The organism is Arthrobacter sp. B055-34 (assembly GCF_059090425.1).
Genome location: NZ_JBNHFQ010000010.1, coordinates 77,996 through 93,797, shown reverse-complemented (window position 1 = coordinate 93,797; position 15,802 = coordinate 77,996). Strand labels below are relative to the sequence as shown.

Below are 15,802 nucleotides of genomic sequence, written 5' to 3'. Positions count from 1 at the left end.
AGCCTAGGTTCTAAGGCTCGATCGCAACAGTACGGTCTTTAACCGCTGATACAGACAAATTTGTCACTAAGGGGCTCCAATGAGGAAAGCAGTGGAAACTGCGGCACAGGTTTGCCCGGTCGAGGTTGCGGTCGCGGTTCTGGGCGGCACCTGGAAGCTCACCATTGTCAAACACCTGCTGGACCGCACCCTGCGCTTCGGCGAACTCGGCCGGTTGCTCCCGCTGGCCGGTCCGCGTACCCTCACCCGGCAGCTTCGGGAGTTGGAGGAGGACGGCGTCGTCGACCGGAAGGTCTTCGCCCAGGTCCCGCCCAAGGTGGAGTACTCGCTGACAGCATTGGGGCGGAGCCTGGAAAACATCGTTGCGGATCTCGACCGCTGGGGAACAAACTACGCTTCGGCCGAGGCGCAGTTGGGGGAGCAAGCCCAGCAGAAATCCGGCTAAGGGGCTTGCCCTCCGCGTTGGCAACCGGGCAGCGATTGAACTAACGACGGCGCCGCTCGAGGTGAGTTGGAAAACCCACCTCGAGCGGCGCCGTCGTTAGTTGGTTGCAGGTGCAGAACCGGCGCGAGGCCGGCGGATCAGGTCCGGGTCAGCGCACGCCGCCCATGATTTTCTTCAGGGACGGTGCCGCGATGGCCAGGGCAACGCCCAGAATGATCGCGGTGATGCCGATGAAGCCGAAGTACGGGGCCTCGTTCGCCGGATCGTAGTAGCCGGCGAGGATGCCGGCCAGCGTGGTGCCCAGCGAGATGGAGAGCAGGAACAGCGCCACCATCTGGGTCTGGAACGCTTTCGGGGCCAGCTTGGTGGAGATGGAGCTGCCGGTGGGGGAGAGGAACAGCTCCGCCATGGTGAACAGGAACAGGATGCCCGCCATCGCCAGCAGCGGGGTGCTGTTGGCGCCGGCGCCGGAGAGCGGGATGAAGGCCAGGAAGGCCAGTCCCATCACGGCCAGGCCGATGGCGAACTTCAGCGGGGAGCCGGGCTGCTTGGGGCCGAGCTTGGTCCAGACGGTGGCGAAGATGCCGGCGAAGATGATGATGAACACCGGGTTGATTGACTGCACCCAGCTGGCGGGCATTTCCCAGCCGAAGAGGTTGCGGTCCAGCTGCTTGTCCGCGTACAGCGCCACCACGGTGAACTGCTGCTGGAACAGTGCCCAGAACGCGGCGGAGCCGATGAACAGCGGGATGAAGGCGTAGACGCGGCCGCGCTCCAGCGGCGTGACCTTCTTGCTGGAGAGAATCACCGCGAAGTAGGCCACGGCAGCGAGGATCGCCAGCCAGGCCATGATCGGGGCGAGGTTCTCCGCGGTGACCAGGCCCAGCGCCACGGCCAGCACCACAACCACCAGGCCGGCAATCCCGATGCCGGCGACCCTGCCGAAGTGGGTGCGCGGAAGCGGGTTGGCCACGTGGTGGGATTCCTCGGGCAGGTTCTTGCGGGTCAGCGCGTACTGCGTCAGGCCAATGGCCATGCCGATCGCGGCCAGGCCGAACCCGTAGTGGAAGCCGAGCTGGACGTGGGCCAGTCCGGTCAGCAGCGGGCCCACCAGCCCGCCGATGTTCACGCCCATATAGAAGATGGAGAAGCCCGCATCGCGGCGCTCGTCCTTCTCGCCGTAGAGCGAGCCGACCAGCGAGGTGGCGGTGGCCTTCAGCCCGCCGGAACCGACGGCGACCAGGATCAGGCCGATGGCCAGACCCACTGTGCCCGGGATCAGAGCCAGCGCGATGTGGCCGAACATGATCATGATGCCGGAGTAGAAAAGGACCTTTTCGGAACCGAGAAGGCGGTCCGAGACCCACGCGCCGAGGATGCTGGAGAGGTAGACTCCGCCGCCGTAGGCGCCCACCAGTCCGGTGGCGATGCCTTCGTCGATGCCCAGGCCGCCCTCGGCGATCGAGAAGTACATGTAGTAGAGGAGGATGCCCTGCATGCCGTAGAAGGAGAAGCGCTCCCACAGTTCTACGGAAAAGAGGTTGGCGAGCATTCGGGGGTGCCCGAAAAATGTCTTACCGCCGGTAACTTGTGGCCGAGTAGCCGATTGTGAGGTTTGGCTCATTTACTCCATTTTGCCACCGGGCTTTATGCATTGTCATATTCTTGGTTGCCTGCTGCAACCGATGGTATTGCGAAATGCCCGGATGTGCGCAGGAGTTTTCCCCGGTCAGCGCACGTTTTCGAGCTGCGCGGCGACCGCCAGCAGGACCGCTTCCGCACCGGGTTTACCCACCAGCTGGATGCCCATCGAATGCCCGCGTGCAGTGGTCAGCACGGGCACGGTGATGGCCGGCAGCCCGCAGACGTTGATCATGGAGGTGTACGGCGAGTACTGGCACTGGCGCATGTAGTCCACCTCGGCGCTGGTGGCGGTGTACCAGCCGACCGGGCGCGGCGTCATGGCCAGCGCGGGCGTGAGCACCAGGTCGTACTCTCCGAACTGTGCCAGTGTGTCTTCCTGGAACCTCGCCAGGATCCCCAGCGCGTCGGCCAGTTCTGCCGGAGATTTTTTCAAAGCACGACGGCGGAAGGCCCGGGTGAGCGGCATCAGCTGCGGTTCGCGGCTGGCCGGCATCCGCAGCTGGGCCAGCGAGGAGGTCCACACGGTGGTGAAGGCGTCCGGATAGCGGTTGTCGTACCGGAAATCCGCGTCCAGCACATCGTGGCCAAGGCCTGCGAGCAGCCGGATGCCCTGGTCGAAGGCGGCCTGGGCCTCGGGCTCGAGCCAGAGCGGGTAGCTGGCGGCAAACGGCGAAAGCGTGCTGGCACCGATCCGGAACCTGCCCTCGGCCCGCAGCGCGGCACCGAGGAAATCAGGCTCCTTCCCGAAGGCCGCGCGGGCCAGCGGCTCGTCCACCATCGCGTCCAGCAGCAGGCCAGCGTCCGCCGCGGTCCGGGCCAGCGGACCTGCCACCACCAGCCGTCCGGCATCCTCGCCGGAGGAACCGGCCGGTACCCGGGCCCGTCCCGGTTTCAGCCCGACCAGTCCGGTGGCCGCGGCAGGGATCCGGACGGAGCCGCCGCCGTCGGAACCCGGCGCGAACGGCAGCATGCCAGCCGCCACCGCCGCCGCGCTTCCGCCCGAGGAGCCACCGGGACTGGTGGACGGATCCAGCGGGTTGCGCGCGGGCCGGGCGATCCGGTTTTCGCTGTAGGAGGTCAGCCCAAACTCGGGGACCTGGGTCTTGCCCAGGCTGATGGCGCCGGCACTCTGCAGGACGTCGACCAGCGTGTGGTTGGCCGGTGCCGGGACATGGTCAACGGCGGAACTGCCGTGGGTGGTATGCACGCCGGCCACATCGGTCAGGTCCTTGAAGGCCAGCGGCAGCCCGTGCAGCCGGGGGAGCTCCCGGCCGTGGGCCTGGCGCTCGTCTGCCTCGCGGGCGGCGGCAAGGGCCTGCTCCGCGGTGACGGTGATGAAGGCGCCCAGCTCGGGGTTCAGCGCCTCGATCCGGGTCAGATAGTGCTCGGTGAGCTCCCGCGAGCCGACCTCCCCGCGGCGGACGGCGTCCCGCTGCTGCAGTGCCGAGAGTTCGTGCAGATCGCTCATAAAATTCAGATGCCCTTCGGTAGCCCGAACCACCATGCTACGACGGCGGGTACCGGCTCAGATGTCCCGGTTGGCGCTTTCGGGATGCCGGCGGAACACCAGCGCCACGGCCCGCAGCGAGAGGACAAACCCGGCAAAGAGCAGCGTGTAGCCGAAGAACGCGTGCATCCGGACGTTCTCCGTGAGCATCGGACCGGTATCGCTGGCAATGAGCACAATCGCGCCCAGCGTCGCCGCGCTGGCCAGCAGCGCCACCACCACCTGCTGGACCAGCGTGTCCAGGAAGTGCCGGTCGCGGTTATCGGCCAGCATCCGCACGTTCATGGAGAAGCGGCCCTGCTCCAGGTCCTCGGTCAGCTTGTTGATGCGGCGCGGCATGCGGTCCAGCAGCGGCAGCAGCTGCAGCATCCGGCTTTCCAGCTGGTCCTTGAGGTTGCCCGGTTTGAACTGCCGGCCCATGATGCGCTTGCCTTCGGCGCGGGCCGCGGCAACGACGTCGAAATCCGGGCTGATCTGCCCCAGCGTCCCCTCGAGGGCGGCCAGAGCGCGGAAGGCCGCGGCGATCTGCGGCGGCACGGCGAAACCGTGCTGCACCAGGAGATTGAGCAGGACCGAGAACATGCTGCGGCTGCCATGCGCGCCGAACCCGGTGCGGTAGCGGGTAAGCAGCTGGCCGACACCGCGCTCGAGTGCCCGTTCGTCGAGTTCATCCGGTCGGTCCAGCAGCTCGATCAGGGCGTCCGTGGCGGAAACGCCGTCGTCCTTCTCCACCGCGTACAGCAACGTTCCCAGCGACTGGCGGGTAACCGGATCCAGCCGCCCAACGGAACCGAAATCCAGCAGGCCGACGCCGCCGTCGTCGCGCAGGAAGATGTTGCCTGGGTGCAGGTCCGCGTGGAACACTCCCGTGTCCACGATCTGGCTCAGGGTGGCCTTGAGCAGTTTTTCGGCGACCCCATGGCGCTGGACCGGCTGCATTGCGGTCAGCAGGTGATGGGCGTGCGAGATGGGCAGACCCTCCAGCTTGTCCATGACCAGCAGGCGGCTGCCGGAGAACTCCTCGTAGGCATGCGGGACCAGAACGTCCTCGATGCCGGACTCGGCCAGTGCGGCCGCCACGCTGCGCATGTTCTCCAGCTCCACGCGGTAGTTCAGTTCCTCCCGCAGCGAGTCCGCGAATCCCTGGGCGAGATTGTTGATGCCCAGCGAGCGGGCCCAAGGCGCGGTGCGGTCCAGCCAGCGGGCCATCCGCAGCACAATGTCCATGTCCCGGCGCACCTGCCGGAGCGCCGAGGGCCGCTGCACCTTCAGGACCACTACCTGCCCGGAGAGCAGCGTGCCCTCGTGGACCTGTGCCACGGATGCCGAAGCGAGCGGTTCCGGGTTGACCCAGGAGAAGACTTCGTCCAGGTCCCGGCCGAGGTATTTGCCGATGGCCGGCCGGATCGCAGACCACGGTTCGGGCTCGGCGTGGGTCTGCAGTTTGGAGAGCTCGCGGATGTAGGGATCGGACAGGACGTCGCGGCGGGTCGAGAGCATCTGGCCCAGCTTCACGAACGTCACGCCCGCCTCGTTCAGGGCCAGCCGCAGGTGCAGCGCCGTTTCTTCCTCATCCGCGCTCCGGACGTTGCGCGTCAGCCCGCGCAGCTGCGAACCGAGCCCGTGCTTGAAGGCAATCCGCACCACGTCGGTGTAGCGCTTGGCGCGCTGCCGCCGGGCGCGCCAGCCGGAGAAGAAGCTGGTGAGTTTCGGCAGCGACCCGGTGGGGAAGGCAACCTCCAGCCCCACCAGCACGGCGACGCCGATCGCGAAGACCCACGCCACGGCGAGTACCAAAAACATCAGTACGACGGCGGCCGGAACGTTCAGTTGGCTGCCGTCCACGCTGCCCAGGTCTGCCGCGTCGTAGAGATATCTGGACATGGCGGAGAAGGACAAAATCATGAACACGCCCACCACCATGGAGCGCGGCCAGCCGACCGGTACGCCGAGGACCCGGCGGGCAATGGTGGCGGCCAGCCAGGCCAGCAGAAGCAGTGTCAGGGCGGCGGCAATGAGCGCGATGGCGGTCCCGAGCCCGGAGACAAAACCATCGCGTAGCAGCTGCAGATCCATACATCCCCCGTCTGTTCCGCGGCAGGCGCTCTCCGCCTCCCAGCCGGCCGGCAGCCGGAACCGCGGTGTGTGCGTCAGCCCAGGTAGCGAGGCTCGATCGGTTCCTCTTCCGCCACGGCTTCGGGGCCGTCCCCGGCTCTCGCCGTAACCCGGTAGGCTAGCTTGCCCTTGACCTCGGTGACCGCCTCCGCCAGCTCGGTGCCGCGGTAAACCAGCCCCACGCCGTCGTCAGTGCAGTGGGTTTCGCCGAGGGTGCCGTTGCTGACCAGCTGGTGGACCAGCGGCCGGCGCTCGGCTTCGGAATCGTAGTGGACGCCGTTGTCATAGGGCAGCAGCGCCAGCCCGTTCGTGACGGCACGCAGTTCCGGACCGAAGGAATCCGTGGTGCCGCCGCGGAACCAGCAGATGGAACCGGCGGACACACCTGCCAGCACCACACCCGCTTCCCAGACCCGGCGGAAAATCGTATCCAGGTCGTGGACCCGCCACACGGCCAGGAGGTTGGCCACGGACCCGCCGTTCACCCAGACCACGTCCTGGCCCAGCAGGTGCTCCTCGATGTTGCCGATGTTGGGCATGCTGAACAGGTTCAGATGGGACAGTTCAAAGCCGGCGACCCGGGCGGCCTCGTCCAGCTCGGCCGCGTACCACCGTTGGTCACCGCCGGCAGTTCCCAGGTGGGTGATTTTCGGTGCCCGTCCACTGGCGCCGGATAGCTCGACGGCGTGGTGGACCAGGTGGTTGAACTCCAACCGGGTGCGGGATCCTGCTTTGTAGCCACCGGAAGTGGCCAGAATGGTGGGCTGCTCAGCGGCCATCAGTACCTCTGTCTGGAAGTCTTGTTAAGGTGCACAGCGTGATCCCACTATAGGCTGGAGAGGACGGCAAACAGTCCGTCTTACGACTGATTTCTGCGGAGGTTTCCCCGATGAGCGACTTCGAGAACGTGGATGTGGACAGCATCGGCGCCGACGCCAAAGTGCTGGACGTGCGCGAGGATTACGAGTGGGAGGCGGGCCATATCGACGGCGCGCTGCACATCCCGCTGGACCAGCTGCCCGAGCGGCTCGACGAACTGGACCCGGACGAGGATCTGCACGTGATCTGCCGGACCGGTGGGCGCTCCTACCGTGCCGCTGCCTGGCTGGTGGGCAACGGCTACTCGGCGGTCAATGTCGACGGCGGGATGGGTGCGTGGCTGGAGGCCGGCAAGCCGATGGTGTCCGATAACGGGCAGGAGCCGACGGTCAAATAATGAGCGGTACCTATACCTTCCTGGGTCCCGAGGGCACCTTCACCGAAGCCGCCCTGCTGCAAGTCCCGGGGGCCGCCGCGGCGCACCGCATACCGGCGGCAAATGTCAGCGGCGCCCTCGAACTGATCCGCAACGGCACGGCAGATGCCGCGATGGTGCCCATCGAAAATTCCGTCGAGGGCGGCGTCAGCGCCACGCTGGATGCCATTGCCACGGGGAAACCCCTGCAGATCCTGCGCGAGGAACTGGTTCCCATCCGCTTCGTTCTGGTAGCCCGTCCGGGGCTGGCGCTTACCGACATCAAGGCTGTTTCCACCCATACCCATGCCTGGGCCCAGTGCCGCAGGTGGAGCGAAGCGAATATGCCGCAAGCCGCATATCTGCCGGCATCCTCGACCGCCGCCGCCGCTGTAGGGCTGCTCGATGACAGTTGCCCGTATGATGCGGCCATCTGCTCGCCGCTGGTGGCAGAACAGCGCGGCCTCCACGTGCTGGCCGAGGATATCGGCGACATTTCCGATGCTGTCACGCGCTTCATCCTGGTCAGCCGGCCCAACGGACTGCCTGAGCCCACCGGGTCTGATAAGACCACGCTGGTGGTCCCGCTGCCCGAAGACCGTCCGGGCGCCCTGATGGAAATCCTCGAACAGTTCAGCACTCGCGGAGTGAACCTGAGCCGCATCGAATCGCGGCCCACGGGCCAGTTCCTGGGCGACTACTTCTTCAGCTTCGACGTTGACGGACATCTGGCCGAGCAGCGTGTGGCCGACGCCGTCCGGGGACTGCACCGGATCAGTCCCGATACGCGCTTCCTGGGCTCGTATCCCCGCGCCGACGGCCGCGCTTACGCGGTGCCCAGGCACAATCAGGACAAAGCATTCCGCGAGGCGCATGAATGGGTTCAGCGCCTGCTGCAGCCGGCCTGAGAAGGCGTTGAGCTTTCGCTGGCCCCACTTGCTAAGTAAGCTGATCGAAGTTGGAGCCGAGCAATACTGAACGGAAGGTGCCTACGATGACCGAAAGCAACGAGGAACTGCACAGCGAGACCGGCGCCGACGGCGGCCAGTATGACGAGCAGCTGCAGCAGACCAACAGCGAGTTCCGTTCCGGCGATGCCGGTGACCTCGGCAATGACCTGCGCCTGGCCGAGGAGCAGGAAATGATCAAGCACCAGGCCAAGGGCGAATTTCCGAATCCGGAAGACGAGGGCGAAAACCTCGAGGATGTGCCGCCGCTGGACGCGGAGCGGGAAGCCATTGATGTCCCGGGCGAGGAACTGCACAATACGGACGAGGCGGACGCGAGCGACGATCCGTACAACCTCGGCGGCCAGGACACCTAGGACTGCCTGGACCGCTGGACTGGTGCCGCAGCTAAGGTCAGGCCGCCCGGCGGTCCTGGCCAGCTGCGGCGCCAACCTCCGCCAGGGTCTGCGGATCCACCCGCACACTGAGCGCGGAGGGCCGGACCTGGACGGTCAGTGATGTCACGTCGCCCGAGAGATCCCCGTCGAGCTGGGTGCCCATCGGTTCATGGGCCGTCACCGTGACCTTGCGCCCGCGGTAATAGTCGATGACCGGGATCCGGGCGTTGTGCCGCAGCAGCGTCTTGGCGGCAATCCGGATCCAGCCCAAGGCGTTGCGTGGGCTCATCACCACGATGTCCAGTTCGCCGTCGTCCACCGTGGCGGACGGGATGAAGTCGATGCCTGCCGGCAGTTTGCCGCAGTTGGCAAACAAAATGCTGCGGATGCTGCGGGTCTGGGCCGGACCGTCGTCAATACTGATGGTGACTTTTTTGCGTTTGCCCGGCAGGTTCCGTACGCCCGCTTCGGAGTAGGCCAGCCAACCGTACTTGCGTTTGAGATCGTCCTTGGTGTCCGCGAGGACCTGGGCGTCCAGCCCGATGCCGGCGATCACCAGGAAGCTCTCCGTGATGCTGCTGCCGGTCGCCGAATTCTCCAGCGTGATGGTCGCGGTGTCGATCCGGCGGTCCGCACCGTGCAGGGCCGTGAGGATGTTTGCGTCCAGTTGTCCGGGGTTGATGCCGAGGTTGCGGGCCAGCAGGTTTCCGGTGCCCAGCGGCACCAGGCCGAAGGGTGTGTTCGTGCCGGCCAGCTCGCCGGTGACCACGCGGACCGTTCCGTCGCCGCCGCCGGCCAGGACAACGTCGGCGCCGGCTTCCAGCGCCCGCCGTGTCTGTGTGTGCCCGGGGTCTTGGATCGTAGTCTCGAAGACCATCGGCTCCGGCCACCCGGCCGCAGTGCAGGCCAGCCGGATCTTCTCCCGGGCTAAGTCGGCGTCGTTCTTCACGGGGTTGAGGATCACGGCCACGCGCTGCGCCCTGGCGTCAAGGACTTCCACCGGCACGCCGGAAACCGCGGTCGCCCGCCGGGCGGGTAGATGGCGCACACTGAGCCAGCTCACGAGAAAAACCACCGCGGCGATAACAACGACGAGGCCAACCATCCACTGAGTCTCCATGATGCTCTTAGAATAGCCGCACCACTCGGGCGCGGGATCGAGGTGGCAGCCGGTTGTTCGGTACCCTTAGCAGGTGATCGATGTAAATGAACTCCGCGCCAATCCTGAGATTTTCCGAGCCTCGCAGCGTACCCGGGGAGCCGATGATTCCCTGATTGATGCAGTCATTTCCGCGGACTCCGCCCGCCGCGAAGCCATTACCCGCTACGAATCCTTACGCGCCGAGCAGAACGCTTTCGGCAAGAAGGTCGCCCAGGCCAAGGGCGAGGAAAAGCAGGCCCTGCTGGCCGAGGTGAAGGAGCTCGCCGCGTCTGTCAAGGCGGCCCAGGCCGAGTCGGACGCCGCCCAAACGGAGCAGGAGTCGCTGCTGCGGCAAATCCCGAACCTCATCGAAGACGGCGTTCCCGCCGGCGGCGAGGACGATTTCGAGGTCATCAAGACCGTCGGCAAGCCGCGTGATTTCGGCCCGGACGGGTTCGAGCCCAGGGACCACCTGGAGATCGGCGAACTGCTCGGCGCCATCGACATGGAGCGAGGCGCGAAGGTCTCCGGCGCGCGGTTCTACTTCCTCAAGGGCGTCGGCGCCCGCCTGGAGCTGGCGCTGCTGAACATGGCCATGGACCAGGCCATCGCGGCTGGCTTCACCCCGATGATCACCCCGACGCTGGTCCGCCCGGAGACCATGCAGGGCACCGGGTTCGATGTGGCGCACGACGACGAAATCTACCGTCTGGCCGAAGACGACCTGTACCTGGTGGGCACGTCCGAGGTGCCGCTGGCGGGCTACCACGGCGACGAAATCCTGGACCTGGCCGGCGGCCCGCTGCGCTACGCGGGCTGGTCCTCCTGCTACCGCCGTGAAGCAGGCTCGCACGGCAAGGATACGCGCGGGATCATCCGGGTCCACCAGTTCAACAAGGTGGAAATGTTCATCTACACCACGGTCGAGAACGCCGCCGAGGAGCACGCCCGGCTGCTGGCCTGGGAAGAGGAGATGCTCGCCAAGGTGGAACTGCCCTACCGGGTGATCGACACCGCCGCCGGCGATTTGGGCATGAGTGCTGCCCGCAAGTTCGACTGTGAAGCGTGGGTCCCCACGCAGAATGCCTACCGCGAGCTGACTTCCACCTCCAACTGCACGACCTTCCAGGCCCGACGCCTGAATGTGCGTGAACGCGTCACCGGCGAGGAAAAGAAGGGCACCCGTGCCGTGGCCACCCTGAACGGCACGCTCGCCACCACACGCTGGATCGTGGCCATTCTTGAGCACCACCAGAATGCCGACGGATCCGTTACCGTGCCCGCGGCGCTGCGTCCATACCTGGGCGGCCTCGAGGTCCTGCCCGTACTCAGCTAGTTCGGCCGGTGTTCATTGGCCGTTAATTCCCAATGTGAGCGCCGCCCTACCGTTCCGGGGCTTGCCTCTGATTCACTGGAACAATGACAACTACAGCTGATAATGCGATTGCTGGCATCGAAGACCAGCAAAAGAACACGTACCGGAATTTAACACGGACGCACAACCAGGTGCGGAAAATGGTCTGCCTGGATGTGGACGGCACACTGGTGAACCATGACGGCCACATGAGCGACGCCGTCCGCGAGGCCGCGCAGGCGGTGGTCGATTCCGGACATGAGGTGGTGGTCTCCACCGGGCGCTCGTTGAACGCCACGCTGCCGATCATCGAACTCATCGGCCTGACCAAGGGGTACGCCGTCTGCTCCAACGGCGGTGTGACCTTGCGGATCGACACCGGTCTGGAGGATGGCTACGAGGTCATCGACCGCGTCACCTTCGAACCCGGTCCGGCACTGCGTGCCCTGCGCACGAAGCTGCCCACCGCCAAATTTGCCCTTGAGGACGATGAGGGCAAATTCCTCTCGACCGAGCGCTTCCAGGATGCGAGCTTCGGGGTGGAGGCTGTCGGCGTGGACTTCGAAACCATGCTGGAAGCTTCGGCAGTGCGCGTGGTGGTGTTCAGCACCGAGAACACGCCGGAAGAGTTCAAGGAAGCCATCGACAATGCGGGCCTGCACGGCGTGACGTACTCGGTGGGCTGGACCGCCTGGCTGGATATCGCCGCGAACGGCGTCACCAAGGCCAGCGCGCTGGAGACCCTGCGCCGCAAGCTCAAAGTGGATCCGGCCCAGACCGTTGCCATGGGAGACGGCCGCAACGACATCGAAATGCTCGACTGGGCCGCCCGCGGTGTTGCCATGGGCCAGGCGCCGGAGGAAGTCATCGCCGTCGCCCACGAAGTGACCGGAACCGTAGATGAAGACGGCGCCGCCCCGATTCTGCAAAGCCTGCTCGCTTAGTTCTTCATCGTTGAAGCCGCCCACCTTGTGTGGTATCAGATTTGATACCATTGGAGCATGGCTATGACATTGCGGCTCAGCGAAGATGACTCAGCGCGTCTGAAGGCGCGGGCAGAGTCTGAAGGTGTTTCGATGCAGGAAGTGGCACTTACTGCACTCCGGCAATATTTGGACGGCGCAACCAGGGCCACACTGATCGACGAGGCGTTGCAGGATACGTTGGGCCGCTATGCCACTACGTTACGGCGCCTGGACGAGTGACCATTTATCTGACTCTGGAGGAAGCCCTGGTCATCGCCCGCGGAGCCGTGGGAGGTGAAGTCCAAGTCTTCGACTACGGGCTGCTGGAATCCGCACTGGCGCGACCGCGGACGCAATTGTTTGGCGAAGAAACCTACACCACGCTGGGACTGAAGGCGGCGTCGCTATTACAATCTTTGGTCGGGAACCACCCTCCGCTGGAGGGAAACCAACCTTTGGGTTTCGCTTGCACCGCCGTCTTTTTGCACATCAACGGCAATCCGCTCAAGCTGAACGAAGACGAGGCGTATGACCTGACCATGGACGTGGCAGCAGGGCGGGCCGGAGACTTGGCGGAAATCAGCGAAAGGCTGCTTGGAAGCTAGGCAGCGCTGATGCCGAACAGTCCGATGATCAACGCCATGATCAAGTAAGTGACCAGTTCGTGAGCGCAGTTCAGGACGGTCAGCCCGGCGGGCCGGCCCTCGAAGGCGTCGTGGGTAATGAACCGTGCGGCGGTGAAACCGGCCCACAAGATCACCGCGGTGAGAATGGTGTTCCAGAGGAAGCTGCCGCCGTAGAACTCCTGCGCGATGGCCGCCGCCCCCGCGAGCACCCAGGCGCTGATGAAGCTGACCACCAGCGTGATCAGGATCGGTTTGACCGCGTCCTTCGCTTCGCCGCTGGGGCTCACCTTTGCCACGCGCATCCAGTAGTTGCCGAACACCATGGGCGTATACCAGATGGACCCGACCACCATGGTGGACAGCGTTGCCACCAGTACGGCCCAGAAATTGATCTCCGGAATCATCGTCAACTCCTCTTGGTTATCGGTGTACTCCTTCTCGGAGTCTAGGCCCAGCCGCAGGTCAGCGGTACGGAAGGCTCGCCTCGGGCAGCGATTTGGGTCCGTAAACCAGGTCGAGCAGGCGCGCCGCGGCCGGCCGGCAGGCCCATTCCTCCACCCAGTGCGAGCGGACCACGGCCTTGCTGACCGCCTGCGTGGTGATGCCGAGTTCCTCGGCGATGAATTTCTGCTGCCCCCGGGCGCCGGGAGTCATCAGGTCCAGCACCTTCCACTCGGCCTCGGTCCGGGTGGACACGATCTGGCCGATCAGCCGGAGCACGGCCTCGGCTTCGGCCGCGATGTCGGCGTCGGGACCCGAGACCGCCAGCGGGACCCGTTCGCCCGTCTTCTGGGCCCGCTCCACGGCGCGCCGCGCATAGACCAGCCCGAATCCCTGGGCCTCGTTAACGTCCTCGGGCAGCGGTACCAACAGTTCGCCCACGCCGATCCCGACATGCCAGCGCCGGCTCCGCAGGGCGATCATGGCGGCGTCGATGGCCGTCTTCGGGTCTTCCAGCACGCCGATGGCTTCGTCCCCGACCGATCGCCGAAAGGCAATGGCGGTCGGCAGGTGCCGCAGCGATTTGATCAGCTCCGGAACCAGATCGCCTACCTCGCGGGAGTCGCGCTGATTGATGGTTAGCACGTACATGCCCTAAGTATTACGGACAAAAAGGCCGAATCAACTGATTTCGGTTGCCAAAAAAGGGCGGTCCGAACTGAAAACAGTCCGGACCACCCTCAAAGAAGCGTCAGATCTAGCGGCCCTGTGCTTCGGAACCGCTGGTGGTGCCTTCCTCGACGTCGCGGCCCTGAGGCTCGTCCGGAGCGGACTCCTCGCCGAGTGCGGCAAAGCGCTTGATGGAAGCTTCCAGCTCGGCCTCGGCGGCGGCGCGGTCAGACCAGCCCTCGGCCTTGACCCACTTGCCCGGCTCAAGATCCTTGTAGCGGGTGAAGAAGTGCTCGATCTCCTTGACCAGGAACTCCGGGACGTCGGAGAGTTCCTGGATGTGGTCGAAGCGCTTGTCGGAGGGTACGCACAGCACCTTGGCGTCCCCGCCGCCGTCGTCGGTCATGTTGAACACGGCGATCGGGCGGGACTCAACCAGCACGCCCGGCAGCAGATCGAAATCCTGCAGCATGACCAGCGCGTCCAGCGGATCGCCATCTTCACCCAGGGTGTCCTCGAAGTAGCCGTAGTGCGTGGGGTACTGCATGGAGGTGAAGAGGACGCGGTCCAGGCGGAGGCGGTGCGTCTCGTGGTCGATCTCGTACTTGACGCGCGATCCCTTGGGGATCTCGATGGTCACATCGTGCTGCATGGAAGTCTCCTTGGTGTTTTGTCTCACTGGCGCGGTGGACAGGGCAGGGCCCGGCGCCGGTCTACGCTTAACGATATAGGTCTTGGCTGCCCGGCCCGACATCAACCGGAGCGGCCGATTCACAAACCGCGTTCCGTCCCGCTGCCGGGTGCGGGGACGCGCACGTGCAAACAGGGGGAGGGGCAGGATGAACCGTGGCTTCCGGCTGCTGACATCCTGGCTGCTGGCCGCTGCCTTCGCCGTGCTCGCCGTTCCCGCCGCCTGGCATCTTGCCCCCGCCCTTGAATGGAATCCTGGGGCGGCCAAGCCGGTGGTCACCACTCCGGAAGCCCAGCTGCCGCCGACGAAACTGGCCGCCGCCGAACTCCTGACGGACTCGCCGGAGACCGCACCGGTGCCGGATCCGAAGGTGCTGGGCGAGGCGCTGGATAAAGCTTTGAAGTACGACGGCGCCGGGGACTTCGCGGCGCTGGTCACCGATGCGCAGAACGGCGACGTGCTGTATGAGCGAAACGGATCCGAGACACGCATTCCGGCCTCCAACATGAAGCTGCTGACCGGCGCGGCGGCCCTGCTGACCCTCGGCGCGGAGGCACGGTTCTCCACCGAGGTCATCCAGGGCAACGTGCCCGGGACGCTGGTGCTGCGCGGCGGGGGAGATGCCCTGCTGGGCGCGGGCGGGTCGGAGCGGGAGGACGTCCTCGGGCACGCCGGGCTGGCCACGCTGGCGCAGGCCGCAGCGGAACGGCTGGCCACCGTGAAGTTCACCGGCGAACTGCGGGTGCTGCTGGACGACACCGCCTACGCCGGCCCAACGCTGAGCCCCGCGTGGGACCCGGCCGACATCCAGGCGGGGGAAATCGCGCCCATCTATCCGCTGGCGCTCTCGGGCGGCCGGGAAAACGCGGACGGCAGCGGCGAGCTGGTCGATGATGCTGCCCTCACCGCGGCGCGGGCCTTCCGCGCGGCACTGGCGGAGGAAATGTCAGAGCGCGGCGTCAAGGTGGCGCCCGATGTGGTCCGCGGTGCCGCGCCCAAGGACGGCATAGTGCTCGCCTCCGTTGAATCCGCCACCGTGGCGGAGCACGTCAACTACATGCTGCAGGAATCCGATAACTACGTTGCCGAGGTCATGGCCCGCAACACGGCCCTGGCCAGCGGCAAACCCGGGTCCTTCGGAGGCGGCACCGAGGCGATCAAGGAGGTCATGGAAAAGCTCGGGATTCCCGCCTCCGGCCTGCTGATCAGCGATGCCAGCGGGCTGGCGCTGGGCAACAAGGTCTCGGCGGAGCAGCTCTCGGCGGTGCTCCGGGAAATCACCAGCGGTTCCAACCAGCACCTGCGGGCGGGCATCGACGGACTGCCCGTGGCGGGATTGACCGGGACGCTGCAGGAGCGCTTCGCGGGCAAGACAGCCGACGGCGCCGGGCTGGTGCGGGCCAAGACCGGCACGCTGCACACGGTCACCTCGCTCAGCGGCTACGCGGTGACCGCGGACGGGCGGACGCTGGTCTTTGCCTTCGTGGCCAACGGCTTGAAGAATTCAACGGTGCAGGCCCGCGAGGCGGCCGACCGTGCGGCCACGGTCCTTGCCGGCTGCGGCTGCCGTTGACCGCCCGCACCTGACCGGCACTTGGCCGGCGCCTGATCTGCATCCTGACCCG

The 15,802-nt window shown here is 65.9% G+C and carries 17 protein-coding genes; 9 read left to right on the top strand and 8 right to left on the bottom strand.

All coding sequences use genetic code 11. The annotated features are described in order from the left end of the window. Window positions 1–79 precede the first annotated feature (79 nt). A complete protein-coding gene (locus AC5RWO_RS17825) occupies window positions 80–445 on the top strand; it encodes a winged helix-turn-helix transcriptional regulator (RefSeq protein ID WP_498732842.1) in 366 nt (121 codons plus the stop codon). Window positions 446–593: 148 nt separating this feature from the next. Here AC5RWO_RS17825 and AC5RWO_RS17820 read toward each other — a convergent pair whose 3' ends face one another. From AC5RWO_RS17820 to AC5RWO_RS17805, 4 genes are all read right to left on the bottom strand, one after another. Next, complete coding sequence (locus tag AC5RWO_RS17820) at window positions 594–2,069, bottom strand: peptide MFS transporter (RefSeq protein WP_498732841.1); 1,476 nt, start codon at window positions 2,067–2,069, stop codon at window positions 594–596. Window positions 2,070–2,174: 105 nt separating this feature from the next. Next, window positions 2,175–3,557: an amidase gene (locus tag AC5RWO_RS17815; protein ID WP_498732840.1), complete on the bottom strand. Its 1,383-nt coding sequence runs from the start codon at window positions 3,555–3,557 to the stop codon at window positions 2,175–2,177. Window positions 3,558–3,614: 57 nt separating this feature from the next. After that, complete coding sequence (locus tag AC5RWO_RS17810; RefSeq protein ID WP_498732839.1) at window positions 3,615–5,672, bottom strand: ABC1 kinase family protein; 2,058 nt, start codon at window positions 5,670–5,672, stop codon at window positions 3,615–3,617. A 74-nt stretch (window positions 5,673–5,746) separates the two neighbouring features. Beyond that, window positions 5,747–6,490, bottom strand: a complete 744-nt coding sequence (locus tag AC5RWO_RS17805) for a Type 1 glutamine amidotransferase-like domain-containing protein (protein WP_498732838.1) — start codon at window positions 6,488–6,490, stop codon at window positions 5,747–5,749. A gap of 110 nt (window positions 6,491–6,600) precedes the next feature. On the opposite strand from AC5RWO_RS17805, the gene AC5RWO_RS17800 reads away from it, so the two are divergent. From AC5RWO_RS17800 to AC5RWO_RS17790, 3 genes are all read left to right on the top strand, one after another. Then, window positions 6,601–6,927 carry a rhodanese-like domain-containing protein gene (locus AC5RWO_RS17800; protein ID WP_074700228.1) on the top strand — a complete coding sequence of 109 codons (327 nt, stop codon included), beginning with the start codon at window positions 6,601–6,603 and terminating at the stop codon, window positions 6,925–6,927. Then, complete coding sequence (gene pheA, locus AC5RWO_RS17795) at window positions 6,927–7,853, top strand: prephenate dehydratase (protein WP_498732837.1); 927 nt, start codon at window positions 6,927–6,929, stop codon at window positions 7,851–7,853. Before AC5RWO_RS17800 ends, pheA begins: the two co-directional genes overlap by 1 nt. An 86-nt stretch (window positions 7,854–7,939) precedes the next feature. Further along, entirely contained in the window at window positions 7,940–8,269 is a 330-nt protein-coding gene (locus tag AC5RWO_RS17790; protein ID WP_498732836.1) for a hypothetical protein, read from the top strand. Between the two features lie 37 nt (window positions 8,270–8,306). Here AC5RWO_RS17790 and AC5RWO_RS17785 read toward each other — a convergent pair whose 3' ends face one another. Beyond that, on the bottom strand, window positions 8,307–9,410 hold the full coding sequence (locus AC5RWO_RS17785; protein WP_498732835.1) for a diacylglycerol/lipid kinase family protein: 1,104 nt from the start codon (window positions 9,408–9,410) through the stop codon (window positions 8,307–8,309). A gap of 73 nt (window positions 9,411–9,483) precedes the next feature. Between AC5RWO_RS17785 and serS the strand changes: the two genes are divergently transcribed. The 4 genes from serS to AC5RWO_RS17765 all read left to right on the top strand — a co-directional run bounded on the left by serS (window position 9,484) and on the right by AC5RWO_RS17765 (window position 12,355). Further along, the gene (gene serS, locus AC5RWO_RS17780) at window positions 9,484–10,767 is read left to right on the top strand and encodes a serine--tRNA ligase (protein WP_498732834.1); all 1,284 of its coding nucleotides are present in this window, start codon (window positions 9,484–9,486) and stop codon (window positions 10,765–10,767) included. Between the two features lie 83 nt (window positions 10,768–10,850). Continuing rightward, window positions 10,851–11,729 (top strand): HAD family hydrolase, encoded by an 879-nt coding sequence (locus AC5RWO_RS17775; protein ID WP_498732833.1) that lies wholly within the window; start codon window positions 10,851–10,853, stop codon window positions 11,727–11,729. 63 nt (window positions 11,730–11,792) lie between these two features. Then, entirely contained in the window at window positions 11,793–11,990 is a 198-nt protein-coding gene (locus AC5RWO_RS17770; RefSeq protein ID WP_498732832.1) for a ribbon-helix-helix protein, CopG family, read from the top strand. Next, window positions 11,987–12,355, top strand: coding sequence for a type II toxin-antitoxin system death-on-curing family toxin (locus AC5RWO_RS17765; RefSeq protein WP_498732831.1), 369 nt, complete (start codon window positions 11,987–11,989; stop codon window positions 12,353–12,355). The genes AC5RWO_RS17770 and AC5RWO_RS17765 overlap by 4 nt, the downstream gene beginning before the upstream one ends. Here AC5RWO_RS17765 and AC5RWO_RS17760 read toward each other — a convergent pair. The 3 genes from AC5RWO_RS17760 to AC5RWO_RS17750 all read right to left on the bottom strand — a co-directional run bounded on the left by AC5RWO_RS17760 (window position 12,352) and on the right by AC5RWO_RS17750 (window position 14,138). Further along, window positions 12,352–12,780, bottom strand: a complete 429-nt coding sequence (locus tag AC5RWO_RS17760) for a DUF1761 domain-containing protein (protein ID WP_498732830.1) — start codon at window positions 12,778–12,780, stop codon at window positions 12,352–12,354. The genes AC5RWO_RS17765 and AC5RWO_RS17760 overlap by 4 nt on opposite strands. Window positions 12,781–12,838: 58 nt before the next feature. Beyond that, complete coding sequence (locus tag AC5RWO_RS17755) at window positions 12,839–13,468, bottom strand: hypothetical protein (protein ID WP_498732829.1); 630 nt, start codon at window positions 13,466–13,468, stop codon at window positions 12,839–12,841. A gap of 106 nt (window positions 13,469–13,574) precedes the next feature. Next, on the bottom strand, window positions 13,575–14,138 hold the full coding sequence (locus tag AC5RWO_RS17750) for an inorganic diphosphatase (protein ID WP_074700220.1): 564 nt from the start codon (window positions 14,136–14,138) through the stop codon (window positions 13,575–13,577). Window positions 14,139–14,325: 187 nt separating this feature from the next. Here AC5RWO_RS17750 and dacB point away from each other — a divergent pair, with 187 nt between their 5' ends. Continuing rightward, on the top strand, window positions 14,326–15,750 hold the full coding sequence (gene dacB, locus AC5RWO_RS17745; RefSeq protein WP_498732828.1) for a D-alanyl-D-alanine carboxypeptidase/D-alanyl-D-alanine endopeptidase: 1,425 nt from the start codon (window positions 14,326–14,328) through the stop codon (window positions 15,748–15,750). Window positions 15,751–15,802 lie beyond the last annotated feature (52 nt).